This is a genomic window from Pseudomonas sp. 05N36, from assembly GCF_056397385.1.
Map to the genome: position 1 here is coordinate 280,590 of NZ_JBFTNH010000001.1, position 25,979 is coordinate 306,568.

Consider the following 25,979-nt stretch of genomic DNA (forward strand, 5'->3'; position numbering starts at 1 on the left):
TTTGCCGCCATCGCGAGCAGGCTCGCTCCCACAGGTTCAACGGTGTCCTTGTGGGAGCGAGCCCGCTCGCGATTGGCCGTTACCCGGTCTTACGCCTTGCTACTGCGATCAATCGCAAACCCGCCCCAGGTCTGGCTCACCGGCATCAATTCCAGACGGTTGATGTTGATGTGCGCCGGGGCATTGAGGACCCAGAAAATCGTCTCGGCGATGTCCTGCGGCTGGATCGGCTCGGCGCCCGCGTAGGTAGCGTCGTAGCGCGCCTGGTCACCGCCAAAACGCACCAGCGAGAACTCGCTTTCACACAGGCCGGGCTCGATGTTGCTCACCCGCACACCGGTGCCTTGCAGATCGCAACGCAGGTTCAGCGAGAACTGTTTAACGAACGCTTTGGTCGCGCCATACACGTGGCTGCCCGGGTACGGGTAGTTGCCGGCGATGGAACCCAGGTTGATGATCCCGGCACCGCGGCCGTGGGCGATCAAGCGCGGCAGCAGCAGGCGAGTGCTGTACATCAGGCCTTTGATGTTGGTGTCGACCATGGTGTCCCAGTCGTCCAGGTCGCACTTGGGCGCCGGGTCTACACCCAGGGCCAGGCCCGCGTTGTTGATCAGCCCGCGCAGCTTGGCAAACGACGGCGGCAGGTTGGCGATCGCCTCCTCCATGGCCTTGCGGTCACGCACGTCGAGCACCAGGCCATGGACTTCGGTCTGCTTCGACAATTCGGCGCACAGGGCATTCAGACGCTCTTCACGACGGCCAGTCAGTACCAGTTTCCAGCCGGCCTCGGCAAAACGACGGGCACAGGCTTCACCAAAACCGGACGTCGCGCCGGTAATAAACAGGGTGTTGGACATCGTGTTCTCCTGGTTGGGGCTGATACGCAGCCGTTGGGATAGAAAACCAACCAGCAGCATGCCCGGCCCGGAGCGCAGCGGCAACCGGGTCATTGGTGGTCACGTCACAGGCTGCGTGCGCACTGGATCTGCGAGAAGCTGCCGCCATTGAGGGTGACCACCGTGGCGCTGGTTTTCTCGATCTCGTTGGGGAGCGTCAGGTGCAAGTCCTTGAGGGCGCTCTGCGGGGTCTGCCAGAGAATGGTCTTGTACCTCACGTAACCGCTGGCTTCACCGCCGCCCGTGACCAGCCGGATCGTGCTGCCGCCGGGCCGATAGTAAAGGGTGGTGCTCGCCCCGGTGCAGACATACGCATAATCCTTTTGCGGTGTGGGCAGCAGGCCACCGGACAATCCGCCCACCAGGCTATACAACGCAGCGCTGATCACGAAAATACCGGCAAGCCCCGCCAACACTGTCGCCAGCCCGTTGTAATTGCCAAACAGGCGACGCGGCGGCTGCTCACTGGACGCTTCGATCGCAGGTACTGGCGATGCAGTCAGGACCACCTCGGGTTTCACCACAGGCAACGTAACCGTTTCGCTGACCAGTTCCTGAAACCTGACCGCCCGCGCAACCGGCTGCATGACCGCAGGTCTGGGCAATCGCGCACGTTGCCGAAGAATGATCCGGGCCTGAAGAACCACATACACCGCACACAACAAGGGCACCACTTGATTGAGTGCAGGCGACTGGCTGTTGACCCAGCCCACGACCACTGGATCAGAGACCGCAATATCCCCCGCGACATAGCCCAGCAGTGCCGCACCAATCGACACCAGCACCGGCTGACGCTGTAGCAACCGAGTGATTTGCAGGCTGCCGAACATCAGCAGCGGCACGCTCAACAGCAAGCCCAGCACCAGATAAAAGACACTGCCCTGGGCCACCGCCGCCAGACCGACCACGTTGTCCATGCTCATGATCAGGTCGGCAGTCAGCACCGTGACCACTGCGCCGCCCAGCGTCTGCGGCGAACCGCCTGACGAATCGCCCTCTTCGCCCGCCTCTTCCTCGGTCAGCAACCGTATGGCGATCACCAGCAACAGCAGCGCGCCGATCAATTTGAGCCACGGCACCAGCAGCAACCAACCGGCCAGTGTGGTCAATAACGTCCGCAGGACGATGGCGCCGCTGGTGCCGATCAATACGGCCCGCTTGAGTTGATCCGGCGGCAGCCCGCGACAGGCCAGGGCAATCACCAACGCGTTGTCGCCCGACAGGATCAAGTCCAGCAGGAACACTTCAAAGACCATGCTCAGCGCGTGCAGTACACCATCAAATAACATCGAGCGGTTTCCTGGCAAAAAACGGTGTCATCGGAACATCATCCCGGCGAACGCTCAGGCCGGTGGTCTGCACGCAGGTCACTCATGGCCGTCGCTACTTGCCGTTGGTCGTTGCCGGCCCGTTCCGGAACTGCTTGAGAAATTCCGCGTCGGGCGTCAGTACCAACATCGGCTGACTGTCAGACAGCGCCTGACGGTAGGTCTGTAACGAGCGGTACAACTTGTAGAATTCCGGGTCTTTGCTGAACGCCGCCGAAAGGATCTGGTTGGCCGCTGCATCGGCCTCGCCATGGGTGATTGCCGACTGGCGCTGGACTTCCGAGAGCAACACCGTGCGATCACGGTCGGCCTTGGCCTGGATTTGCTGGGCCCATTCAAAGCCCTGCGCGCGCAGCTCCTTGGCTTCGCGCTGGCGCTCGGATTTCATCCGGTCGTAAATCGCCTGACTGGCCTCCAGCGGCAGATCGGCGCGGTGCAGACGCACCTCCGTCACCTCGATGCCGAGTGCGCGGGCCTTGTCGGCGACGTCTTTCTCGATGATCGCGACCTCCTGCTGACGGGCCGGCGACAACAGCGAGCGCAGCGATACCTCGCCCAACTCACGGCGCAGCGAGGAACTGACCATCTGCGTCAGCTGGGCATTGGCTTGGTCCAGGGTCCCGACAGCCTGATAAAACCGCAGCGGATCACTAATGCGAAAACGCGTATAGGTCTCGACCTCGATACGCTTCTGATCGCCGAGAATCACTTGCTCGGCCGGCGATGCCAGGGTTTGCAGACGGCTGTCGTAAAACACGATGGAGTCGCTGAACGGCACCTTGAACTTGAGCCCCGGCTCCCCGGCAACGCCCATCGGCGCACCAAAGCGGATGATCAGTGCCTGCTGTGATTCATCGACGACATAGGCCGACGCCGCCAATGCCCAAAGCGCTATCGCGATGCTGGCTGCGGCCAACCCTTTGACGGTGCGGTTCATGGTCGGGCGTCCTTTTGCTGCGGTTTGCCAGGCTCGCTCAGCGGCATGTACGGCACCACCCCGGACATGCCCTTGCCGGAAGAGTCGATGATGACTTTGGAAGCCTTTTTCAGGACCTCATCCATGCTCTCCATGTACAGGCGCCAGGCGGTGACGTCTTTGGATTGCACGTAGCTGTTGTAAACCGAGAGAAAGCGCTTGGCCTCGCCCTCGGCCAGGTTGCCGACTTGCGCCTGGTAAGCCTCGGCTTCCTGGGTGATACGCGCCGCGTCGCCACGGGCGCGGGGAATCACGTCATTGGCATAGGCTTCGGCTTCGTTGCGGGCGCGCTCCTGGTCGGCGCGGGCCCGCTGCACATCGTTGAACGCATCGATCACTTGTGGCGGCGGGTCGACCCGTTGCAATTGCACCTGAGTGACGAGAATCCCGGCCTGTTCGCGGTCCAGCAACTGCTGCAGCAAGTCCCGGGTTTCATCGGCGATCTGCGCACGCTTGTCGGACATCACCGACTGAATCGGCGTACGCCCAATCACCTCGCGCAGCGCGCTTTCGGCGGCGAGTTTCACCGAGCGCTCCGGGTCGCTGATTTTGAACAGGTAGAGTCGCGCGTCCTTGATCCGCCAGAACACCGTGCAATCGGCTTCGACGATGTTTTCGTCACCGGTGAGCATCTGCTTGTCGCGTGCGCCATTGGTCGCAGCGCTTTGCACACTGGTACTGGTGCCCAGTTGCAACTGATTGACCTGAGTGATCTTGGGTAGCAGGACGGTTTCGACAGGATAGGGCAAGTGATAGTGCAGCCCGGATTCGGCGGTCTGCTGCCAGCGCCCGAAGCGCAGCACAATGCCCTGTTCATCCGGCTGGACCTTGTAGATGCCGGAGCTGATCCAGGCCAGCAAAAGCAGCCCACCGATCAGTGCCAGTCCCCGTCCGCCGAGATCCATCACGGCCAGGTCGTAGCCCATTCGCTTGAGCAGCCGACGCATCGGGCTGACGGGCTCGACAGGAGCAGAGGCGGGACTATCGGTCATGCAATGGCTCCATGTCGTCAAATGACGAGCGCCCATACGGGGGCGCCAAGGCGCGCAGAGTACCTGAACCCAAAACCGCGAAAATGAAAATTCTGTCATGTTCGCTGTACAAAAAACGCTCAACTGCTTCCAAGCCTTGGCCGCTCTGGCTCGCAGCCAACTGCACGCACCTTATCCACAGCCCCGTCCACAGTCTTTGGGGGCAAGTGCAAACCTTGAGACGCGCTATCTACAAGGCTTTGCGGGCAGATTTGAAAGTTTTTTGCTTGACCTGGGCACTGACAAGTGTAGCCAGCATCGGTCAGTGCGACCGAGCAGTCACCGAGACGATGGCTACACGCCAGTCATTACGGCCCTTTGCCGAGTCTTTCCAGAGTTTAACCACAGACTTATCCACAGGCTGTGCAACGACTGTTCAGGCGCCGGGCACAGGCAACAAAAAGGTTGACAAGGCGTACTCAAGGCCGCTGAAAAACGCCTGATCAAAAAACAACCACAACCCTGCAAGCCACGCCGTTAAAGGCCTTCAGGCAGTTGCTCCCATGTTACCCACAGCCAGCTCCACAGCAAACGGGGACAAGTCAAAACTGTGGAAAAACAGCTATTTGCAGCGGCTTTATGTCGCGCTTTAACAGGTTGCGAATATTGTTTTCCACAATTCCCGATAGAACACCACCGACACTTGTGGGAGCGAGCCTGCTCGCGATAGCGGTAGGTCAGTCACCTTGATGCCGGCTGTGCCACCGCTATCGCGAGCAGGCTCGCTCCCACAGGGGATAAGTGGTGTTTAGGGGATATAAAAAACCCCGGCGATTGCGCGCCGGGGTTTGTGTTTAACAGCGAAAACTCAGTGACCGCCGAGGTAGGCGTTACGCACCTCTTCGTTCACCAGCAGCTCCTTGCCAGTGCCGCTCAGGCGGATTTCACCGTTGACCATCACGTAGGCCCGGTCGGACAGCTTGAGCGCGTGGTTGGCGTTCTGCTCGACCAGGAAGATGGTCATGCCGGTGCCCGCCAGTTCGCGCAGGGTAGCGAAGATCTGTTTCACCACAATCGGCGCCAACCCCAGGCTCGGCTCATCGAGCAACAGCAATTTGGGTCGGCTCATCAAGGCCCGGGCAATGGCGAGCATTTGCTGCTCGCCACCGGACATGGTCATCGCCCGCTGATTGCGCCGTTCCTTGAGCCGTGGAAACAGCTCGAACATGCGCTGCATGTCCTCGGCAGCGTACTGGTCGCCAATCGGGATCGTGCCCATCAGCAGGTTTTCCTCGACGGTCATGTCAGGGAATACCCGCCGCCCTTCCGGCGACTGCGCAATGCCGTTGGAGGCGATGTAGTGGGACGACTTGTGGGTGATGTCCACGCCGCGATAGACGATCTGCCCGCCGGCCGCCCGTGGCTGGCCGAAGATCGACATCAGCAACGTCGATTTACCGGCACCGTTGGAGCCGATCAGGCTGACAGTCTCGCCTTCGTTGATGTGCAGCGAGACCTTTTTCAGGGCCTGGATCGGCCCGTAGAACACGTCGATCGCTTTCAGTTCGAGGATCGGTTGAGTCATACCAGCTCCTCTTCATCAGCACCCAGGTAGGCGGCAATCACTTTCGGATCGTTGCGGATCGCTTGCGGGTTACCCTCGGCGATCACGTTGCCGTGGTCCAGCACCACGATGTGGTCGGAAATGCTCATTACCATGCCCATGTCGTGTTCAATCAGCACCACGGTAATGTCGTGGTCGTCGCGCAGATGCCGGATCATTGCGCTGAGCGCTTCGGTTTCCTGCGGGTTGAGGCCCGCCGCCGGTTCGTCCAGGCAAATGATCTTGGGCCGGGTGCACATGGCCCGGGCTATTTCCAGACGCCGTTGCTGGCCGTAGGAAAGCTCACCGGCCAGGCGGTTGGCGCAGTCCACCAGATCGACCACCTCCAGCCAGTAGAAGGCATGGTCCAGGGCATCGCTTTCGGCCTTGCGGTAGCCTTTGGTGTTGAGAATGCCGGACACCAGATTACGGTTGACCCACATGTGCTGAGCCACCAGCAGGTTCTCGATCACCGACATTTCCCTGAACAGGCGAATGTTCTGGAAAGTCCGCGCCAGGCCGGCGCGGTTGATCAGGTGCGTGCCGCCGAACATCTTGTAATGCAGCCGGTTGACGAAGCGTTTGGGCGACACGAAATCGGTTGCCTTGAACGGTTCCCCGAGCATCTTGATGACGTTGGTTTTCACACCACGGGTGTTCAGTTCGATATGCCCGCCAGAGGCCTTGTAGAAACCGGTCAGGCAGTTGAACACCGTGGTCTTGCCCGCACCGTTGGGGCCGATCAACGCGAAGATCGAGTTACGCTTGACCTTCAGGCTGACGTCGCTCAGGGCCTTGATGCCGCCGAAGTGCATCATCAGGTTCTCTACCGAGAGAATGACTTCATCGCTCATGACGCGCTCCTCTCAGTCAAGGCACCCTTACGCGGGGTCACGCCGGTACGGCTGATACGAATCAGGCCGCGCGGTTTCCAGATCATCATCAACACCATGAGAATGCCGAACAGCAACACGCGGTATTCGGCGAAGCCGCGCAGCAATTCCGGGGCGACGGTCAGCACGAACGCGGCGATCACCACGCCGACAGTCGAGCCCATGCCGCCGAGAACGACGATGGCGAGGATCAACGCCGACTCGAAGAAGGTGAACGAGGTCGGGTTGACGAAGCCTTGGTAGCTGGCAAAAAACACACCCGCCAGACCGGCGGTGGAAGCCCCCAGGGTAAAGGCCGACAGCTTGACCAGTACGTGGTTGAGGCCCATGGCGCGGCAGGCGATCTCATCTTCGCGCAACGCCTCCCAGGCACGCCCGACCGGCATTCGGGTCAGGCGATGCTTGATGTACAGCACCAGCATCACGACCAGGAACAACACGGCATAGATGAACATGAACTTGATGTTCGGGTTGTATTCGGTCCCGAAGAACTCATGAAAGGGAATCCCGCCATCCTTCGCCACACGCGTGAACTCGATACCGAAAAACGACGGTGATGGCACCGGCATGCCGTTAGGCCCGCCCGTGAAGGACAGCCAGTTGGTCAGTATCAGGCGAATGATTTCACCGAAGCCCAGGGTCACGATGGCCAGATAGTCACCGTGCATGCGCAACACCGGAAAGCCGAGGATGCATCCGGCCAGCGCCGCCATGAGTGCCGACAGCGGCAACACGGTCCAGAAGCCCAGGCCAAGGTAGTGATAACCCAGTGCCAGGCCATAAGCGCCGATGGCGTAGAACGCCACGTAACCCAGGTCGAGCAGACCTGCCAGGCCGACCACGATATTCAGGCCAAGGCCCAGCAACACGTAGATCAAGCCCAGGATCACCACCGTCAGCAGGTACTTGTCGGCGAAGACCGGGAACACGATAGCGATCACGATCAACGCCGGGATGATGAAGCGCAGCCGCGACTTGAAATCAGGGGCCAGCACATGCACGCCGGAGCCGACGATTTCGAAGCGTTGCTGAACCTTCTCACCCTTGGCCGTCTGCATGAACAGGCTCAAGGCAAGACGCCCGATCATCACCGCCCCGACCATCCAGGCCACACGCGTCGGCTGCAGGTTGTAGCTATAGCCTTCAAGCACTACGCCCACGATCGGGCCGAAGACAATCAGGGCAATCAACCCGGCCAGAACCGTGTCGATCAGGCTTTTTTTCACATCGATAGGTTTGTTATTAGTGTCGGACATGCTTACACCTTCGCCACAAGTGGGCGACCCAACAGGCCTTGAGGACGGAAAATCAGGATCAGTACCAGCAGCGAGAAGCTGAAGACGTCCTTGTAGTCAGAGTTGATCACGCCGGAAAACAGCGACTCGGAAACGCCGAGGATGATCCCGCCGAGCATGGCGCCAGGCAGCGAGCCGATCCCGCCGAGTACCGCAGCGGTGAACGCCTTGATGCCGATCACGAAGCCTGCGTAGAAATCGAAGGTGCCGTAGTTCAYCGTGATCAAGACACCCGCCAGCGCAGCCATGGCCGCACCGATAATGAACACGTAGGAGATCACCCGGTCGGTGTTTATCCCCAGGATCGAGGCCATCTTGCGGTCTTGTTGGGTGGCACGGCACATGCGCCCCAACTTGGTGTACTTGATGATGTAAGTCAGCAGGGCCATCCCGATAAACGCGGCGACCAGAATGAAGATCTTGGTGTAGGTGATCTGCACGAAACCAGTACCGATATCGAATCTCAGCCCACCGCTCAGCAGCGTAGGAATACCCTGTTGCCGCGAGCCCTGAGCGATCTGTGCGTAGTTCTGCAGGATCAGGGAAACGCCGATAGCACTGATCAGCGGTGCCAGCCGGGTGGAGTTGCGTAGCGGTTTGTAGGCGATGCGTTCGATGACCCAGCCATACACACCGGTCACGAAGACCGTGAACAGCAGGGTACCGAGGATCAACAGCGGAAAGGATTCGACACCGAAGTAGGACAGCAGAGCCAGGCTGATTGCCGCCAGGTACGCGGAAATCATGTACACCTCGCCGTGGGCGAAGTTGATCATGCCGATGATGCCGTAGACCATTGTGTAGCCGATGGCGATCAGGCCGTAGACCGATCCGAGGGTCAAACCGTTGATAACTTGTTGCAGGAAAATACCGTCCATCATGCACTCTCACTAACTCGAGAGGCCACCGCGAACCCGGTGTCGATGAGCCCTTGTGAGGCGCACCTGGCCAGGTTCATGTGGCTCAGAAGAAAAATACCGGGTCGGCATGACTGCAGAACCCATGACTCAAGCCGGGCCCCACGAAGGATATCGAGAGGCCCAGACCTGGCGGTGCGCTTATCTCACTTCTGTTTGTCCAGCTGGTGGTATTTGCCTGCGGCATCCCACTGGTAAACCACGTAGTCGGAGATTTTCAGGTCGCCCTTGCTATCCCATTCCTTCTTGCCCATCACGGTTTCCACCGGGTGCGCCTTGAGCCATTTGGCGGCTTCTTCACCTTTGTTCGACTTGGCACCGTTGAAGCCGGCAGCCAGGGCTTGCACCGAGGCGTAGGCGTACAGGGTGTAGCCTTCAGGCTCGTAACCGGATTTACGGAAGGTATCCACCACAGCCTTGCTGTCTGGAATCAGGCGCGGGTCAGCGCCGAAGGTCATGTACACGCCGTCGACGTAAGGAGCACCACCGGCAGTCGTGACCATTTCGTCGGTGACGATGCCGTCATCGGACATGAACTTGACGTCTTTCAGACCTTGCTCACGCAGTTGGTGGACCAGTGGACCCGCTTCCGGGTGCAGGCCGCCGAAGTAAAGGACATCAGCCCCTACCGAACGGACCTTGGTGATCAGGGCACTGAAATCCTTCTCGCCGCGGGTCAGGCCTTCCTCAAGAACCGGCTTCACGCCACGCGCGGTCAACTGCTTGGCCGTCGCATCCGCCAGGCCTTTACCGTAGGTGTCTTTGTCGTTGATGACGGCAACTTTCTTGCCTTTCAGCACGTCGACGATGTAGTTGCCCGCGACGATACCTTGCTGGTCATCACGCCCGCACATACGCATCATGGCCGGCAGGCCACGCTCGGTGACCGTCGGGTTGGTAGAACCCGGGGTGATTGCAATGATGCCGGCGTCGGAGTAGACCTCGGAAGCCGGGATGGTCGACGACGAGCAGAAGTGCCCGACCACGCCGATCACCTTGTCCTGGACCATTTTGTTCGCAACAGCCACAGCCTGTTTCGGTTCGCAGGCGTCATCGCCCTGGACCAGTACGATTTTTTCGCCGTTGATGCCGCCCTTGGCGTTGATTGCATCCGCCGCCGCTTGCGCGCCTTTCATGTATTGCAAGCCAAAGGAAGCGCTAGGACCGGTCATCGGACCTGCTACACCAAGTTTGACATCCGCCTGAACAAACGAAGAAACACCCAACGCAGCCGCCACTGCGAGAGCTACAAAGCCTTTCTTGTAAAACGTCTGGGACATGAGGTGGTGCTCCAAGGTTTTTTTTAGTTGGCACTGCGACTTCACTGAATGCTCAGAGCAAGGGCCGTGCCATCGGTTTTTTATTCTTCAAAAAGTCGCTGCTTTATTGTTATTTCGACTGTTTCGGGCCCTTTTTCATTGGGCGTGCAACCGTCTAAACCGCGGAAGGTGAAACCATTTTCTTTTTGAGGCGCAACCCGCACGCGCCATCATTGCAACCGCGGCATCAAACGACGTGCAACCGGCCTGTAACAGCGTGCGTCACCGAACTGCACACTGCTGGTGCGCAACTGCTACAAACCCGCACCATTACAGGCTAGTCGCTGCGCCAAAAAGCGCCGCTCCCGGCAACAAATTCGCTCTCTTAAATAACAATCCGCAGGCACTGGCCCGCGTGATAGAGCGAAAAACCGGCCTCGTACAGACAACTGCGCAGGCCCACCCCGGCCAGTGGTTGCATGGGTGCGAAGGGAATTGGTAGCGCCTGAGGATTTCCGTTACACAAATAATCGGCAAAGGCTTTACCGACTACCGTGCCCGTGGTCACGCCACGGCCGTTGTAACCGGTCACGGCCACTAAACCTGGTGCTGGCTCGAACAAGCGCATCAAGTGATCGGGGGTAAAAGCGATGCAACCGGTCCAGGTGCATTCCCAGTCCACCGGTTTGAGGTACGGGAAATAGTGCTGCTGAACCCGGTCGGCCCAGGCCTTGAGAAACCACGTTGGTTTCTGATTGCCGTTGCCCAGGCTGCCGAGCAACAACCGGCCGTCTTTGTCTCGACGGATGCTGCTGAGCACCTGACGGGTGTCCCAGGAACCCTGGCCACCGGGCAGGATCAGTTGCGCGGCTTCTTCAGTCAGCGGCGCGGAAGCCACCTGATAGTAATAACCGGGGAAGAAATTACGCCGCAGTTCCGTCCAGTCGCCTTCGGTGTAGGCGTTGGAGGCGATCACCACCTGCTCGGCCATGACCGAACCGGCGTCGGTTTGCACCGACCAGCGCTGGCCCTGGCGTTCGAGTCGGGTCACTGCTGAATGATCGAACAGCTGACCACCCAGATCCGCGGCAGCCTTGGCCAGACCGCTGGTGTAGGCCATCGGATTGAGCGTGCCGGCGCGACGGTCGAGTAACGCGGCGGCGATCTTTTTGGTGCCGGTGGCCTGCTCGCACGCCGCACCGGTCAACAACTCCACGGGTGCGCCGCGGCGTTTCCATTGTTCTTCACGACTGCGCAGATCGGCTTCGCCACGGGCGTTGTGCGCCATGTGCAGCGTGCCTTCGCGACGCAACTGGCAATCGATGTTGTATTTGTCGATCAGGCTGAACACCAGAGCAGGTGCCGCGCCAAGCATGCGATTGAGCTGGCTGCCGATCGCTTCGCCGAATCCGGCTTCGATCTCGTCCGGGGGAATCCACATCCCGGCATTCACCAACCCGACGTTACGCCCCGAACCGCCCTGCCCGCAGCGCTTGGCCTCGAGCACGCAGACGCTTTTGCCCTGTTCCAGCAAATGCACCGCCGCCGATAAACCCGTAAAACCGGCGCCGATCACGCAGACGTCCGCCGTCACATCGCCCTTGAGCGCCGCCCGGTCAGGCCGTTGCGGCGTCAGTTTTTCCCATAAGCACTCTTCGCGTAACGGCATCGCCAGACTCCGATCAGAAACCTAACCACCACACAATTCAGTGTGGGAGCGAGCCTGCTCGCGATAGCAGTTTTCCAGTCACCTCCATGTCGGATGTGCTGCCGTCATCGCGAGCAGGCTCGCTCCCACAGGGGATCTTTGTTTGACTCAAAAATCAGTCGAAGGTAATCCCCTGGGCCAGCGGCAACTCCAGTGAGTAGTTGACGGTGTTGGTCTGGCGACGCATGTAGCCGCGCCATGCATCGGAGCCGGATTCGCGACCACCGCCGGTTTCTTTCTCGCCGCCAAAGGCGCCGCCGATTTCCGCGCCGCTCGGGCCGATGTTGACGTTGGCGATGCCGCAGTCGCTGCCCACCGCCGACATGAACTGCTCGGCCTCACGCACGTCAGTGGTGAAGATGCACGACGACAGGCCTTGTGGCACCGCGTTGTTCAGGCGTAGCGCTTCGGCGAAGTCCTTGTAGCCAACCACGTACAGGATCGGCGCGAAGGTTTCGCTGCGCACCACGTCGCTCTGCTCCGGCATTTCAACGATGGCCGGCGAAACGTAGTAGGCATTCGGGAACTTGTCTTCGAGCTGACGCTGGCCACCAAATACCCGGCCACCTTCACTCAAGGCTTGTTCCAGCGCGTCCTGCATGTTGTCAAAGCTGTGCTTGTCGATCAGCGGGCCAACCAGGTTGCCTTCCAGTGGATGACCGATGCGCACTTTGGAATACGCCGCCTTGAGGCGGGTGACGATCTCTTCCTTGACCGACTCGTGGGCGATCAAACGACGCAGGGTGGTGCAACGCTGACCGGCGGTGCCGACTGCGCTGAACAGAATCGCCCGCACCGCCATGTCGAGGTCGGCGCTTGGGCCGAGGATCATCGCGTTGTTGCCGCCCAGTTCCAGAATGCTGCGAGCAAAGCGTGCGGCGATTTTCGGTGCCACTTCGCGGCCCATGCGGGTGCTGCCGGTGGCGCTGATCAAGGCCACTCGCGGGTCGTCCACCAGCGCTTCACCGGCATCGCGGCCACCGATGATCACCTGGCTCAGGTACTCCGGCGCATCGCTGAAATTCTTCAATACGCGCTCGAACAGCGCCTGGCAGGCCAGTGCGGTGAGCGGGGTTTTCTCCGACGGTTTCCAGATCACCGAGTTGCCGCAGACCAGCGCCAGCGTGGTGTTCCAGGCCCAGACCGCGACCGGGAAGTTGAACGCGCTGATCACCCCGACCACGCCCAGTGGATGCCAGGACTCACGCATGTGGTGGCCCGGACGCTCGGAGGCGATGGTCAAACCGTAGAGCTGGCGCGACAGGCCGACGGCGAAGTCGCAGATGTCGATCATTTCCTGAACTTCACCCAGGCCTTCCTGAGTGATCTTGCCGGCTTCCCAGGACACCAGCTCGCCCAGATCAGCCTTGTACTCGCGCAGCACTTCGCCGAACTGGCGCACCAGTTCGCCACGACGCGGTGCCGGAACCTTGCGCCAGAGGTCGAACGCATGCTCTGCGCGACTGACCTGCTGCTCGACTTCTGCGGCGCCTTCCCAGTTCACCGAGGCAATATGGCTGCCGTCGATCGGTGAATACACGGGCTGTTTGCCATTCTGGTACAGGGCCGGGTTCACCCCCAAGCGATCAAGCAATGCGGCAACCATGGGTCACTCCTTCAACGTGAAAAGCAGAAAATTCACAGCCCGCTGACGAGGGGCTTCAGGCTTATAGTTGTAGCCGCCCCGAGACTTGCCAACAAACGACGATTAAGCGAGATATCATTCCGTTTATTCATGCAAAGCGTTGCAACAAGAACAAGGGCCCTCCCATGCTGAATAAACGCCACTTGCCGTCGATCACCGCGTTGCAGTGTTTCGAGGCGGTCACCCGTCACCTGAGCTTCACCCGCGCCGCTGAAGAGCTGAACCTGACCCAGAGCGCCGTGAGCAAACAGGTCGCACAACTCGAAGAGCTGTTGCAGCACCTGCTGTTTCGCCGGGTACGTCGACGCCTGCAAATGACTCCGGCCGGGGATTTGTATCTGGTTGAAGTGCGAAAAATCCTCACGCAAGTCGAGATGTCGACCCACTACCTGCGTTCCTACGGCGGCGAGACCGAAGTACTGCGCGTGTCCACACCTTCAACCTTTGGCGCTCGCTGGCTGGTGCCGCGCCTGAAAGGCTGGCGCCTGCGCCATCCACATATTCACCTGGACCTGTGCAACGAACACGAAGCCGACGACTTGCTGCAAGGGCGCAGTGATCTGGCGTTCTATTTCGGCCAGGGCTCGCGGCCCGGCACCGAATGCCTGAAGCTGTTCGGCGAAGAGCTGGTGCCGGTTTGTGCACCGGGTAGCCTGCCGGATCAGCCATTGACTGACCCGACGCAACTCAGCGATCTGGTATTGCTGCAAAATGCCTCGCGGCCCCAGGCCTGGCACGACTGGTTCGACAGTCAGGGTTACCAGACCGAGCACAGCTATCACGGCCCGCGTTTCGAAACCTTTTATATGTGCATCCGCGCCGCACAGGTCGGCTGCGGCGTCGCCCTGTTGCCACGGTTTCTGGTGGAAGAGGAATTGGCCGACGGTAAACTGGTCATCCCCTGGCCGCACGCAATGCCCAGCAGCGATGCCTATTACCTGGCCTACCCCGAACATTCGGCGGAAGTGCCCAAGGTGCGCGATTTTGTCACCTGGATGCTGGAGCAGATCGATAGCCCGTTGTCGTGAGAGCAACAAAGATCCCGTAGCAGCTGGCGCAGCCTGCGTTCGGCCGCGAAGCGGTCGTAAAGAGGAACAACGCGGTCTTACTGAAATGACTGTGTCGACCATTTTGCGAGCGCTACGCACTCGAACGCAGGCTGCGCCAGCTGCTACAGACGGTGTAACGGCTTAACCCTGATCAAAAAAACGCTGGCAATACCGCCCGCCGATATGCGCCACTAGCCCTATTCATTGAAACAGCTGAAACGTCGCTGCCCTCAGCGGCGGCCAGCCTGGAGATTCCCGTTATGAGCGAGAGTGTGTTTGCCGATCGCATCGTGCAGAACTTGCTCGACACCGACTTCTACAAACTGACCATGATGCAGGCGGTGCTGCACAACTACCCCAACGTTGAAGTCGAATGGGAGTTCCGCTGCCGCAACAGCGAGGACCTGCGCCCGTATCTGGCGGAGATTCGCTTTCAGATCGAGCGTCTGGCCGAGCTGAGCCTGAGCGCCGATCAGTTGAGTTTTCTGGAGCGCATCAGCTTCCTGAAGCCGGACTTCCTGCGCTTTCTCGGGCTGTTCCGCTTCAACCTGCGCTACATCCACACCGGCATCGAGAACGGCGAACTGTTCATCCGTCTGCGTGGGCCATGGTTGCATGTGATTCTGTTCGAAGTGCCGCTGCTGGCGGTCGTCAGCGAAGTGCGCAACCGCTATCGCTACCGTGAAGTGGTCATGGAACAGGCCCGCGAGCAGCTCTATCGCAAGTTTGACTGGTTGAGCGCCAATGCCAGCGCCGATGAGCTCTCGCACTTGCAGGTGGCGGATTTCGGCACTCGCCGGCGTTTCTCCTACCGCGTGCAAGAAGAAGTGGTGAACGTGCTCAAGCACGACTTCCCCGGACGCTTTGTCGGCACCAGCAACGTGCACCTGTCCCGCGAGCTGGACATGAAGCCGCTCGGCACCATGGCTCACGAATGGATCATGGCGCACCAGCAACTCGGCCCGCGACTGATCGACAGCCAGAGCGCCGCCCTCGATTGCTGGGTTCGCGAATACCGCGGCCTGCTGGGCATCGCCCTGACCGATTGCATCACCACCGATGCCTTCCTGAGCGATTTCGACCTGTATTTCGCCAAGCTCTTCGACGGTTTACGGCATGATTCCGGGGACCCGATTGCCTGGGCCGAAAAAGCCATCGCCCACTACCATAAGCTGGGTATCGAGCCGATGAGCAAGACGCTGGTGTTCTCCGACAGCCTGACCCTGCCCAAATCGCTGGAGATATTCCGCGCGTTGCACGGTCGGATCAATGTCAGTTTCGGCATTGGCACCAACCTGACGTGCGATATTCCAGGTGTCGAGCCGATGAGCATCGTGCTTAAAATGGCAGCCTGCAATGGTCAGCCCGTCGCCAAGATTTCCGATGAGGCCGGCAAGACGCACTGCAAAGACCCGAATTTCGTCGCCTATTTGCGACATGTGTTTCAAGTACCTGCCGCCCTCTCTGGTACATCAAGCAAGGAGTGAATTCATGCAAGCCGTACAGCGTGAGATTGCTGAACAGCTCAAGGTCCAACCACCTTTCGCCGATCATGCAGCCCTGGAGGCTGAGGTCGCACGGCGGATTACCTTTATCCAGGATTGCCTGGTCAATTCCGGACTGAAGACGCTGGTGCTCGGCATCAGCGGTGGTGTCGACTCGTTGACCGCCGGCCTTCTGGCCCAGCGCGCCGTGCGCGAGTTACGTGAGCGCAGCGGTGATGCGGGCTACAAGTTCATTGCCGTACGCCTGCCGTACCAAACCCAGTTCGATGAACACGATGCGCAAGCCTCGGTGGATTTCATAGCCCCGGATGAGCGCCACACCGTGAACATCGGCCCGGCGGTCAAGTCGCTGGCCAGTGAAGTCGCGGCGTTCGAAGGCAAGCACGCGGTCTCGGTGGACTTTGTATTGGGCAACACCAAGGCGCGGATGCGCATGGTTGCGCAATACACCATCGCCGGCGCCGCCCACGGCCTGGTGATCGGCACTGACCACGCAGCAGAAGCGGTGATGGGTTTTTTCACCAAGTTCGGTGACGGCGCCTGCGACCTCGCACCGCTGAGTGGCCTGGTGAAAAACCAGGTCCGGGCTATCGCTCGCAGCTTCGGTGCACCGGAGTCGCTGGTAGAAAAAATCCCGACTGCCGACCTTGAAGACCTGTCGCCCGGCAAACCGGATGAAGCGTCCCACGGCGTGACCTACGCCGAGATCGATGCGTTCCTGCATGGGGAGCCGGTGCGTGAAGAGGCGTTCAAGATCATCTGCGATACGTACAAAAAGACTCATCACAAGCGAGTGATGCCGTTCGCGCCATAAAAAGTGAGTGAACGAAAAAGCCCGCTGAAGAGTCGATCCTCAGCGGGCTTTTCTTTGGCCGTCAGCCATGTGTCGATACTGAAGGCGCCATCACGAGCAGGCTCGCTCCCACAGGGATCTTTGGTGTGGAGTCTATCTCTATGCCACACAGCAGACCTTGTGGGAGCGAGCCTGCTCGCGAAGAACGATAACGCGATAGTCCGGCTTACTTCAGCACCACAGCACCTTTCATCATCGAGTTGTGGCCCGGGAACGAGCAGAAGAACTGGTAGCTTTCGCCAGCGGTCAGCTTCGATACATCGAAGGTCACCGAGTCTTTCTCGCCGGCACCGATGATTTTGGTGTGGGCGATGACGCGAGTGTCACCTTCTTTCAGGTAGTTCTTGTCGATGCCGGCGGCCATGCCATCGGTAGTGATGCCGGCCATGTCTGCGGTTTTGCTCAGCACCCAGTTATGGCCCATGACGTTCTTCGGCAAGCTGCCGGAGTGGGTCAGGTTGACGGTGAAGGTTTTGCAGCTCTTGTCGATGGTGATCTCCTTGGTAGTGAAGGACATCTGATCGGTGGAGTCGACATCGACCTTGCACTCTGCAGCCATCAATTGGCTGCTGGCCAGTGTCAGCAGGGATACCGCAACGAGTTTGGCAAACATGGTGAATCTCCAAGGCAGGGTTAACAAAATCCGTAGGGCATAAAGACTGCCTGATTTTTTTGGAAGTGCCTATGACCTGCATCAAGAATTGTATACAACTTTCAGGCTATGACACTGATCGAAACAATTAACCAGCCAGACGTCTGGCACGCACCTATGATCGGCGTGTCACCTCATTCTGGAGCGTTTGTCATGTCCTTCAATAGCCTGTTGTGCAGTTTGCTCGCCGCCTACGCCTGTGGCGCCAGCGGCACCTATGAAAGGCCTCGCGGCGAGGATTAGTCCTTGGAACGCCCAAGGTCAGCCATTACTCTGGGGCCATCACCGACCATGGAGTAAGGCATGTCTTTAGCGTCTGTTTGTGTATTTTGCGGCGCCAGCACCGGCACTGACCCTGCGTATAGGGAGGCAGCGATCGCCCTCGGCCAGGAGCTGGCCCGGCGCAAGCTGACGCTGGTGTATGGCGGCGGTGCTGTCGGCTTGATGGGTATCGTGGCCGATGCGACGCTGGCCGCGGGTGGCGAAGTGATCGGGATCATCCCCGAAAGCCTGAAGAATTCGGAAATCGGCCACACCGGCCTGACGCGCCTGGAAGTGGTCGACGGCATGCACGCCCGCAAGGCGCGCATGGCCGAGCTGAGCGACGCGTTTATCGCTCTGCCGGGCGGCCTCGGCACCTTTGAAGAGCTGTTCGAAGTCTGGACCTGGGGCCAGCTCGGCTACCACGGCAAACCGCTGGGCTTGCTGGAAGTGAACGGGTTCTACAGCAAACTCACTGCATTTCTTGATCATGTCGTCGGCGAAGGCTTCGTTCGCGAGCATCACCGTGACATGCTGCAAATGAGCGAATCGCCGCAGGATCTGCTGGATGCGCTGGATGCCTGGCAACCGGTGGTAGCACCAAAATGGGCCGGGCAAAAACCCAGCTAGGGTCTGTACGAAAACTCGCCGAACGGCGATCAGGCAAGGCAAAAACAGGCGAGGAACGGCTGGGGTCGCACGCGACTTTAGGCCCCTAAATGAGCATTCCGAGCCTGTTTTTAACGCAGCCTGGTCGACGTGCAGGCAGTTTTCGTACAGAGCCTAACCCTTGCCCCCGGTTTAAAGGCAGAATAGGCGCCGCTCAACCTCACCTTCGACCCCAGAGGATCGCCCATGGCTAAACCTAATTACTCCTTCGCCAAACGTCAAAGAGACCTGGCCAAAGAGCAGAAGAAAGAGGAAAAGTTGCAACGCAAGAAAGCTGCCGCCGATGAAGAAGCCGGCGCACTGAACCCCGATGCAGAAGGTGAAGTGGTTGCTGATGACGCTGTTGAAGCACCGAAAGATCAGGCGCCMGACGCCTGAGACCCACAGGGTTTGATGTTCTGATCAAACCCACCGGATCTGTGTCCAGGGTCGGCAGTCATGCTGCCGGCCCTCACAGGCCAGTCTGCAATATCCCAATCCCTGTGGGAGCGAGCCTGCTCGCGATGAGGGAGGCACATTCAGCACCGAAGTGACTGAAAAATCGCTATCGCGAGCAGGCTCGCTCCCACACTCGATCTCCATTATTCCAGCGGCATCACGGTCACCCGCACTTCCGGGTCATGGCTGCCGCCACCCAGAATCACCCCACGCAATGGCGAGACATCGGAGAAATCCCGGCCCCATGCCAGGGTGATGTGCTCCAGCGCCGGTTGCACGTTGTTGGTCGGGTCGAAATCGACCCAGCCCAGCACCGGGCAGAACACCGAAACCCAGGCGTGGGACGCATCGGCGCCGATCAATCGTGGCTGGCCCGGCGGTGGCTGGGTCAGCAGGTAACCGCTGACGTAACGCGCCGCCAATCCGCGGGAACGCAAGCAGGCGAGCATCAGGTGCGCAAAGTCCTGACAGACCCCGCGCCGACGCTCCAGCACCTCCACCAGTGGCGTCGCGACCTGGGTCGCCTCGGCATCGAAGGTGAATTCGCTGAAGATCTTCTCCATCAATGCCTGAACGCCGAACATCAATGGACGGCCCAGCGGGAAACAGCTTTCGGAGAACTCGACGAAGCTGCTCTTCAAGTGCACATACGGCGACTCAAACCGATAGCGACAGGCATCCAGTAGCTGCGCAGCAATCGGCTGACCGCTGTAGGTCAACGCGCTGCGGGTCATGTCCCAGGCCGGCGATTGATTGAAATCGCGCACTGGCCGGCTTAGCACTTCGACGGTCAGCCGGGCATTGACCAGCAGTTCGTCGTGAGGCCTTTCAAACGCCAGCCGGGTCAGCGGATTGCCAAACACGTCCAGCTCATCGCGGCGCGAAGTCGGCTCCGGGCTGATCTGCAATTGCTGATCGGTGCAACGCTGCCAGGCGCAGTGCCGTGGCCACAGATGGGCGAGTTGCTGGGCCAGCGACACCGGGCTGTCGTAGTGATAATGGGTGTCGTGGAGAATCTGGTAACGGGCACTCATCAGACGGACACCGTGCGCTGGCTGACATCATCGACATGGGCGAAGTGCCGCAACGCGAGGCGGTCAGACACCTGATTGCTGACATCGGCGATTTCTTGCAGCAGGTCCGCCAATCCAATGAGGGCTGCGCGAACGCTGGTTTCGCCGAACAACCCGTTCTCCAGGCAACCGAGATCGAACCGCGCCAGACGCTCGACCAACGAAGGCAACACCGGATCGCGTGGCACACCAAAATCATCGTTCAGGCGCTTGAGGGTCCGGGTCACCAGTTTCAGCTGGAACAATACGCCGTGAGGGTTCTGCTCATCGAGCAGCAACACATCGAGCACCGGAATCAATTGCGCCACCGCCAGGTAGCGGGAACGGTAGGTGATGCTGCTGTTGCCCAGCTCCAGCAGCCACTCCAGCCCGGCTTGATCGAAAGCCCCGGCGCCGCGCAGGAACGCGGCCAGGCTGCTGCCGAGAAACTGCAGTCGCTCGATTCGCCGCCCGATCATCAAAAAGCGCCAGCCTTCGTCGCGGGTCATGTCGTCCAGCGCAAAACCTGACAGCGCCGCGAGCGACATCACCAGGCGATTGAGAAAATCCAGCCGCTCGCCAAAATCCGGCTCTTCGGTTTCCAGCTCCATGGCATCGCGCTGCAACTCCACCAACGCCTGCCAGTTCTCTCGCGAGAGTTTGCCGCGCACCTGGGAGGCCGCCCACTGCAAGCGTTGCAGGTTGGAGCGCAGGCTGAAGGCCCAGTCGTCACCGCACAATGCCGTCAGCAAACGCTCGGGCAATTCACCTTCGTCGGGCAATAACAACAGGCTTTCACCGAGATCGACCGCGGCCTGCAAGGCTTGCGGATCGTCGCCATCGACGTAACGCGTGAGCATGATCCGCAGCAGCCGCGCACTGTCATCGCAGCGCTCGCAATAACGACCGAACCAGAACAGGTTTTCGACCACCCGCGATGGCAGGTAGGGATCGCGTCGCACCAGATCATGCACACCGAGGGTTCGCTGGGCTTTCCATTGCTCGCCGATCGGCGCTCGCTCGCCCAACACCCAGGTGTCCTTGCTCGCACCGCCGCGCTGCATCGACACCACTTCGGCATCGGCCTCGGCTGCAACCCGGGTCAAGCCGCCGGGCAATACCCGATAGCCGTCTTGACTGGCCACTGCGTAAACGCGCATGCCAATGGCGCGGGGCTGCAACTGGCCGTCTTCGGCTTGCCAGATCGGCGCCTGCGACAGTTGCGCCAGTTCTTGCGCCACATAGGCATAAGGCCGTGCCTGCATGCGCTCGGCGAGGTCCTGGCGCTGTTTTTCACTCAAGTCACGGCCCAATACCGAGGCAAAACTCTGCGAGGGGAACGCCGGTTTGATCAGCAGTTCAGGCATTTTTTCCAGGGCCTGTGCCAACACCGGAGGCTCGCCGCACCACCAGGTGGCAATGGACGGCAGGATCAGTTCTTCGCCGAACAGGTATTGATTGATCTTCGGCAAAAAGCCCAACAGCCCCGGCGACTCCAGTACGCCACTGCCCAAGGCATTGGCCACCAGCACCCGCCCCTGTCGCACCGCGTCAAGCAGGCCCGGTACGCCGAGCGCCGAGTCGGTGCGCAACTCCAGCGGATCGCAGAAATCATCGTCGAGCCGACGCATGATCGCGTGAACCCGACGCAAGCCGCTGAGGGTTTTCAGGTAGACCGTGGCATCGCGCACGGTCAGGTCACCGCCTTCGACCAGTGGATAGCCCAGTTGGCGAGCCAGGTACAGGTGTTCGAAATAGCTCTCGTTGAATCGTCCCGGCGTCAGCAACACCACCAGCGGCACTTCATCGGCACTCGGTGCCTGACGCGTGAGGGTTTCCTTCAAGGTGCGAAAGAACCCGGCCAAATGCTGCACCTGCAAATCGCGGTACAACTCCGGAAAGGCCCGCGACACGATGGTGCGGTTTTCCAGCGCGTAACCGGCACCGGACGGCGCTTGAGTCCGGTCCGCCGTCACCCACCAGCGCCCGTCGGGCGTGCGCGCCAAATCCACTGCGTACAGATGCAGAAAAGCCCCGTCCGGCGGCTGAATGCCCTGACAGGGCCAGAGGAAGTTGTTATGACCGAACACCAGTTCTGCCGGCAGCAGGCCTTCGGCAATCAAGCGCTGCGGGCCATACAAATCCGCCAGTACCGCGTTGAGCAAACGCGCACGCTGGGCGATCCCGGCGGACAACTGCTGCCACTCATCAGCCGCCATCACATGGGGCAGCAGGTCCAGTTCCCATGGACGATCAGCGCCTTTGGGGTCGGCGTAAACATTGTAGGTGACGCCGTTTTCCTGAATCTGTCGTGCCAGCAAGGCTTGCCGCTGCAGCAGTTGCGCGGGCGTGCTGCGTTGCAACTGATCGAACAGCCGTCGCCAGTGCGGGCGCACGGCGCCGCTATCGTCGAGCAACTCGTGATAGGTGCCCGGCGTAAGCGGGTAACGGTCAAGCAGGTCAGGCATGGAAAGCTCGGCAGCCAGCAATGAAAAGTCAGATTAACGCAGACCTTTGACGCCCGGATAGACGAAAAATCCGGACGTCGTGTCTGATTCAGAAGCGTCGCAAATCGAGCGTCATCGGCAGCTCGTCGTTAAGGGTCAGCGTTGGCACCGGCAAGGTTCCCGGGCTGTGGCCGAGACGGAAGAAGCGCGCCATCCGCCGGCTCTCGGCCTCGTTGGCGTTTACCGGCAGGCTGTCATAATTGCGCCCGCCTGGATGGGCGACATGGTACTGACAACCGCCCAGCGAGCGTTGCATCCAGGTGTCGAGCAGGTCGAACACCAGCGGCGCATGCACCGGGATGGTCGGTTGCAGGCAGTTGGCCGGTTGCCAGGCGCGAAACCGCACGCCCGCGACAAACTCACCGACCCGCCCCGCCGGTTGCAGCGGTACCGGAATGCCGTTGCAGGTCAGCACATAACGCTGCGGCGCCAGGCCTGTGAGCTTGACCTGCAAACGCTCCAGCGACGAGTCGACATAACGCACCGTGCCGCCGACCGAGCCCTCCTCCCCCAGCACATGCCACGGCTCCAGTGCTTGCCGCAGTTCCAGCTCGATGCCGCTGACTGCGTAATCGCCGACCTTGGGAAAGCGGAATTCCAGATGCGCGGCAAACCACTCGGCGCGCAGCGCATAGCCGGCGGCGTTGAGGTCGACGATCACATCGGCGAAGTCCTGCTCGATAAAATGAGGCAACAGGAAACGGTCGTGCAACTCGGTGCCCCACCGCGCCAACTTGGCCGGTGCATACGGCTCGCGCCAGAACCGCGCCACCAGCGCCCGCAGCAACAGTTGCTGAGCCAGGCTCATGCGTGCGTGGGGCGGCATTTCGAAGGCACGCAGCTCCAGCAGACCGAGGCGCCCGGTGGCGCCATCCGGCGAATAGAGTTTGTCGATGCAGAACTCGGCGCGGTGGGTGTTGCCCGTGACGTCGATCAGCAGGTTGCGCAGCAAGCGGTCCACCAACCATGGCGCGCACTCTTCGCCGGGTTTCGGCATCTGCGCGAAGGCGATCTCCAGCTCGTACAAGGCATCGTTGCGCGCTTCGTCCACCCGCGGAGCCTGGGAAGTCGGGCCGATGAAAAGACCGGAAAACAGGTAGGACAGCGACGGGTGGTTATGCCAGTAGCTGATCAGACTGCGCAGCAGGTCCGGCCGCCGCAGAAACGGCGAGTCGGCCGGCGTCGCACCACCGAGGACAAAATGGTTACCGCCGCCCGTGCCGGTATGCCGACCGTCGATCATGAATTTCTCGGTGGTCAGCCGGGTCTGGCGCGCCTCTTCGTAGAGGAATTCGGTGCGTTCCACCAGCTCGTCCCAACTGGCGGACGGCTGCACGTTGACTTCGATGACGCCGGGGTCCGGAGTAATACGGAAGTTGCTCAGGCGTGGATCGCTCGGCGGTTCATAACCTTCCAGCAACACCGGGCAATGCAGTTCCTCGGCGGTGGCCTCGATGGCGCTGACCAGCTCGAGGTAATCCTCGACGCGTTCCAGCGGCGGCATGAACAGGTACAACCGCCCTTCCCGGGCCTCGGCGCAGAGCGCGGTGCGGGTCAGCCAATCGGCGGACTGGTCGACTTTCGGTGTGCGCTCATCGACGGTGGCCGGCTCGCCATGGGCCTGCAAACTGGCGGCGTCGGGCAGTTCCGGCAAATCCTGATTCGGATCGACCGGGTGCACGAACGGATACTCTGCCGCCGTCACCCACGGTTGCGAAGCCAACGGCAAGCGATAACCCAACGGTGAATCTCCTGGCACCAACCGGCAATGGCTGTCACGCAGGTACCAGCGGCCGCTCTGCCATTGATCCCCCTTGGCCGTGCGCGCCAGCGGCAGGACCTGGCCAATCACCTTGTCCAGACCTTGGCTGAAGACCTTGTGCAGGCGCGCGCGCTCGAGTTCGTCGCTCAGTCGTGAGTCTTCAGCGCTGACATTGACCGGCAACGCCCCTTCGCGCCAAAGGTAGTAGAGGTTGTCTTCGTAGGCCGGAAACACGAAGCGCGTGGGCAGTTTCAATCGCTCGGCGACACTCGCCAGGAAACGCCCGGCCAACTTGCCATCGGCGCCGTAGTCTTGCTGCTCATCGGCAATCAGCGCGCTGTTGTTCCAGATCGGCACGCCATCTTGCCGCCAGTAGCAGTTCAGCGACCAACGCGGCAGCTGCTCGCCGGGGTACCACTTGCCCTGGCCAAAATGCACCAGGCCCTTGGGGCCGTAATGCTTGCGCATGCGCTGGAACAATTCGGCGGACAGCCGCCGTTTGTCTGGCCCGAGCGCAGCGGTGTTCCACTCGGCACCGTCCGGGTCGTCGATGGAGACAAACGTCGGCTCGCCGCCCATGGTCAGGCGCACGTCGCCCTCTTGCAGGTCGGCATCGATCTGCCGGCCCAGCGCCTGGATCGCCAGCCACTGGTCTTCGGTGTAGGGTTTGGTAACGCGTGGGGCCTCCCAAATCCGCTCGACCGACATTTCGTGGCTGAATTCACACGCGCACGGTTCGACCAGGCCACTGATCGGCGCCGCCGAGGACGGATCAGGACTACACGCCAACGGAATATGCCCTTCGCCGGCAAACAGTCCAGAAGTAGCGTCCAGGCCAATCCATCCGGCGCCGGGCAGATAAACCTCACACCAGGCGTGCAGGTCGGTGAAGTCGACCTCGGTGCCGGAAGGACCGTCGAGGCTTTTGACGTCAGCGGTGAGCTGGATCAGGTAACCGGAAACGAATCGCGCCGCCAATCCGAGATTGCGCAGCAGTTGCACCAGCAACCAGGCCGAGTCGCGACAAGAACCCGATGCGTGTTCCAGGGTGTATTCCGGGGTTTGCACGCCCGGTTCCATGCGGATCAGGTAGCCGATGTCTTCGCTCAGGCGCTGGTTGAGCGCCACCAGAAAATCCACGGCGGGCAGCGGCGTGCGGTCGATGCCGTCAAGGTAGGCCTTGAACGTCGGCGTCAGCGGCAGGGTTTCCAGGTACGGCGCCAGCTCACGCTGTTCGTCTGCGGCATAGGCGAAAGGAATTTTTTCCGCGTAGGGCTCAAGGAAGAAGTCGAACGGATTGAACACCGCCATCTCGGCCAGCAGATCGACTTCGATCCGCAGCTCCGTGGTTTTCTCCGGGAACACCAACCGCGCCAGATAATTGCCCTGGGGGTCTTGCTGCCAATTGATGAAGTGTTGCTCTGGCGACACTTTCAACGCATAGGAAAGAATCCGCGTACGGCTATGGGCCGCCGGGCGCAAGCGAACGATCTGCGGACCGAGCTCGACAGCGCGGTCGTAGCGGTAATGCGTAACGTGGTGCAACGCGACATGAATCGACATGGCGGCCTCCTGCGAGCCAGGGCATGGAAACAAAGCGCGCAAGACTTATGCCAGAGCGGCGGTCATTGCGCTTTATCGTAAGACCCGGTGCAGTGCAGCACCAAAGCGGCGCCAAGGTGGGTGCCGTGGTGCGAGGGTTGCACATATTTGTGGCGAGTGTGTGAGGGTGGGTCGTGA

General features: G+C 60.5%; 20 protein-coding genes. 5 read left to right on the top strand and 15 right to left on the bottom strand.

Annotated elements, in window-relative coordinates; translation table 11 throughout:
- Positions 1-89 precede the first annotated feature (89 nt).
- The 11 genes from AC1DIH_RS01345 to amaB all read right to left on the bottom strand — a co-directional run bounded on the left by AC1DIH_RS01345 (position 90) and on the right by amaB (position 13,452).
- Positions 90-857, bottom strand: coding sequence for an SDR family oxidoreductase (locus tag AC1DIH_RS01345; RefSeq protein ID WP_103316355.1), 768 nt, complete (start codon positions 855-857; stop codon positions 90-92).
- A gap of 104 nt (positions 858-961) precedes the next feature.
- The gene (locus AC1DIH_RS01350; RefSeq protein WP_477770309.1) at positions 962-2,185 is read right to left on the bottom strand and encodes a YjbE family putative metal transport protein; all 1,224 of its coding nucleotides are present in this window, start codon (positions 2,183-2,185) and stop codon (positions 962-964) included.
- 94 nt (positions 2,186-2,279) lie between these two features.
- A complete protein-coding gene (hflC, locus tag AC1DIH_RS01355; RefSeq protein ID WP_477770310.1) occupies positions 2,280-3,161 on the bottom strand; it encodes a protease modulator HflC in 882 nt (293 codons plus the stop codon).
- Entirely contained in the window at positions 3,158-4,192 is a 1,035-nt protein-coding gene (gene hflK, locus AC1DIH_RS01360) for an FtsH protease activity modulator HflK (protein WP_477770311.1), read from the bottom strand. The genes hflC and hflK overlap by 4 nt, the downstream gene beginning before the upstream one ends.
- A gap of 847 nt (positions 4,193-5,039) precedes the next feature.
- Positions 5,040-5,756, bottom strand: coding sequence for an ABC transporter ATP-binding protein (locus tag AC1DIH_RS01365; protein ID WP_145016421.1), 717 nt, complete (start codon positions 5,754-5,756; stop codon positions 5,040-5,042).
- On the bottom strand, positions 5,753-6,628 hold the full coding sequence (locus AC1DIH_RS01370; RefSeq protein WP_019691548.1) for an ABC transporter ATP-binding protein: 876 nt from the start codon (positions 6,626-6,628) through the stop codon (positions 5,753-5,755). The genes AC1DIH_RS01365 and AC1DIH_RS01370 overlap by 4 nt, the downstream gene beginning before the upstream one ends.
- Positions 6,625-7,923 carry a high-affinity branched-chain amino acid ABC transporter permease LivM gene (gene livM, locus AC1DIH_RS01375; protein WP_054595385.1) on the bottom strand — a complete coding sequence of 433 codons (1,299 nt, stop codon included), beginning with the start codon at positions 7,921-7,923 and terminating at the stop codon, positions 6,625-6,627. The genes AC1DIH_RS01370 and livM overlap by 4 nt, the downstream gene beginning before the upstream one ends.
- Positions 7,924-7,925: 2 nt before the next feature.
- Entirely contained in the window at positions 7,926-8,840 is a 915-nt protein-coding gene (locus tag AC1DIH_RS01380) for an ABC transporter permease subunit (RefSeq protein WP_477770519.1), read from the bottom strand.
- A 185-nt stretch (positions 8,841-9,025) separates the two neighbouring features.
- Positions 9,026-10,159, bottom strand: a complete 1,134-nt coding sequence (locus AC1DIH_RS01385) for a branched-chain amino acid ABC transporter substrate-binding protein (RefSeq protein ID WP_103316283.1) — start codon at positions 10,157-10,159, stop codon at positions 9,026-9,028.
- A gap of 364 nt (positions 10,160-10,523) precedes the next feature.
- A complete protein-coding gene (gene amaA, locus AC1DIH_RS01390; protein WP_477770312.1) occupies positions 10,524-11,807 on the bottom strand; it encodes an L-pipecolate oxidase in 1,284 nt (427 codons plus the stop codon).
- A 154-nt stretch (positions 11,808-11,961) separates the two neighbouring features.
- The gene (gene amaB / locus AC1DIH_RS01395) at positions 11,962-13,452 is read right to left on the bottom strand and encodes an L-piperidine-6-carboxylate dehydrogenase (RefSeq protein ID WP_477770313.1); all 1,491 of its coding nucleotides are present in this window, start codon (positions 13,450-13,452) and stop codon (positions 11,962-11,964) included.
- Positions 13,453-13,616: 164 nt separating this feature from the next.
- On the opposite strand from amaB, the gene AC1DIH_RS01400 reads away from it, so the two are divergent.
- The 3 genes from AC1DIH_RS01400 to nadE all read left to right on the top strand — a co-directional run bounded on the left by AC1DIH_RS01400 (position 13,617) and on the right by nadE (position 16,859).
- Positions 13,617-14,519, top strand: coding sequence for a LysR family transcriptional regulator (locus tag AC1DIH_RS01400; protein WP_477770314.1), 903 nt, complete (start codon positions 13,617-13,619; stop codon positions 14,517-14,519).
- A 281-nt stretch (positions 14,520-14,800) separates the two neighbouring features.
- Positions 14,801-16,027, top strand: coding sequence for a nicotinate phosphoribosyltransferase (pncB, locus tag AC1DIH_RS01405; protein ID WP_477770315.1), 1,227 nt, complete (start codon positions 14,801-14,803; stop codon positions 16,025-16,027).
- A gap of 4 nt (positions 16,028-16,031) precedes the next feature.
- Positions 16,032-16,859 carry an ammonia-dependent NAD(+) synthetase gene (gene nadE / locus AC1DIH_RS01410; RefSeq protein ID WP_477770316.1) on the top strand — a complete coding sequence of 276 codons (828 nt, stop codon included), beginning with the start codon at positions 16,032-16,034 and terminating at the stop codon, positions 16,857-16,859.
- A 205-nt stretch (positions 16,860-17,064) separates the two neighbouring features.
- Here the strand turns inward: nadE and azu are convergent, their stop codons facing one another.
- On the bottom strand, positions 17,065-17,511 hold the full coding sequence (azu, locus tag AC1DIH_RS01415) for an azurin (protein WP_216744678.1): 447 nt from the start codon (positions 17,509-17,511) through the stop codon (positions 17,065-17,067).
- 342 nt (positions 17,512-17,853) lie between these two features.
- Between azu and AC1DIH_RS01420 the strand changes: the two genes are divergently transcribed.
- Together AC1DIH_RS01420 and AC1DIH_RS01425 are read left to right on the top strand one after the other, a co-directional pair.
- Positions 17,854-18,441: an LOG family protein gene (locus AC1DIH_RS01420; protein ID WP_477770317.1), complete on the top strand. Its 588-nt coding sequence runs from the start codon at positions 17,854-17,856 to the stop codon at positions 18,439-18,441.
- A 225-nt stretch (positions 18,442-18,666) separates the two neighbouring features.
- Positions 18,667-18,858: a hypothetical protein gene (locus AC1DIH_RS01425; protein ID WP_019691520.1), complete on the top strand. Its 192-nt coding sequence runs from the start codon at positions 18,667-18,669 to the stop codon at positions 18,856-18,858.
- A gap of 203 nt (positions 18,859-19,061) precedes the next feature.
- Here AC1DIH_RS01425 and AC1DIH_RS01430 read toward each other — a convergent pair whose 3' ends face one another.
- From AC1DIH_RS01430 to AC1DIH_RS01440, 3 genes are all read right to left on the bottom strand, one after another.
- Positions 19,062-19,952, bottom strand: a complete 891-nt coding sequence (locus AC1DIH_RS01430) for a transglutaminase family protein (protein ID WP_477770318.1) — start codon at positions 19,950-19,952, stop codon at positions 19,062-19,064.
- A complete protein-coding gene (locus AC1DIH_RS01435; RefSeq protein ID WP_477770319.1) occupies positions 19,952-22,438 on the bottom strand; it encodes a circularly permuted type 2 ATP-grasp protein in 2,487 nt (828 codons plus the stop codon). Before AC1DIH_RS01435 ends, AC1DIH_RS01430 begins: the two co-directional genes overlap by 1 nt.
- Positions 22,439-22,526: 88 nt before the next feature.
- Positions 22,527-25,802 (bottom strand): transglutaminase family protein, encoded by a 3,276-nt coding sequence (locus AC1DIH_RS01440; RefSeq protein WP_477770320.1) that lies wholly within the window; start codon positions 25,800-25,802, stop codon positions 22,527-22,529.
- Positions 25,803-25,979 lie beyond the last annotated feature (177 nt).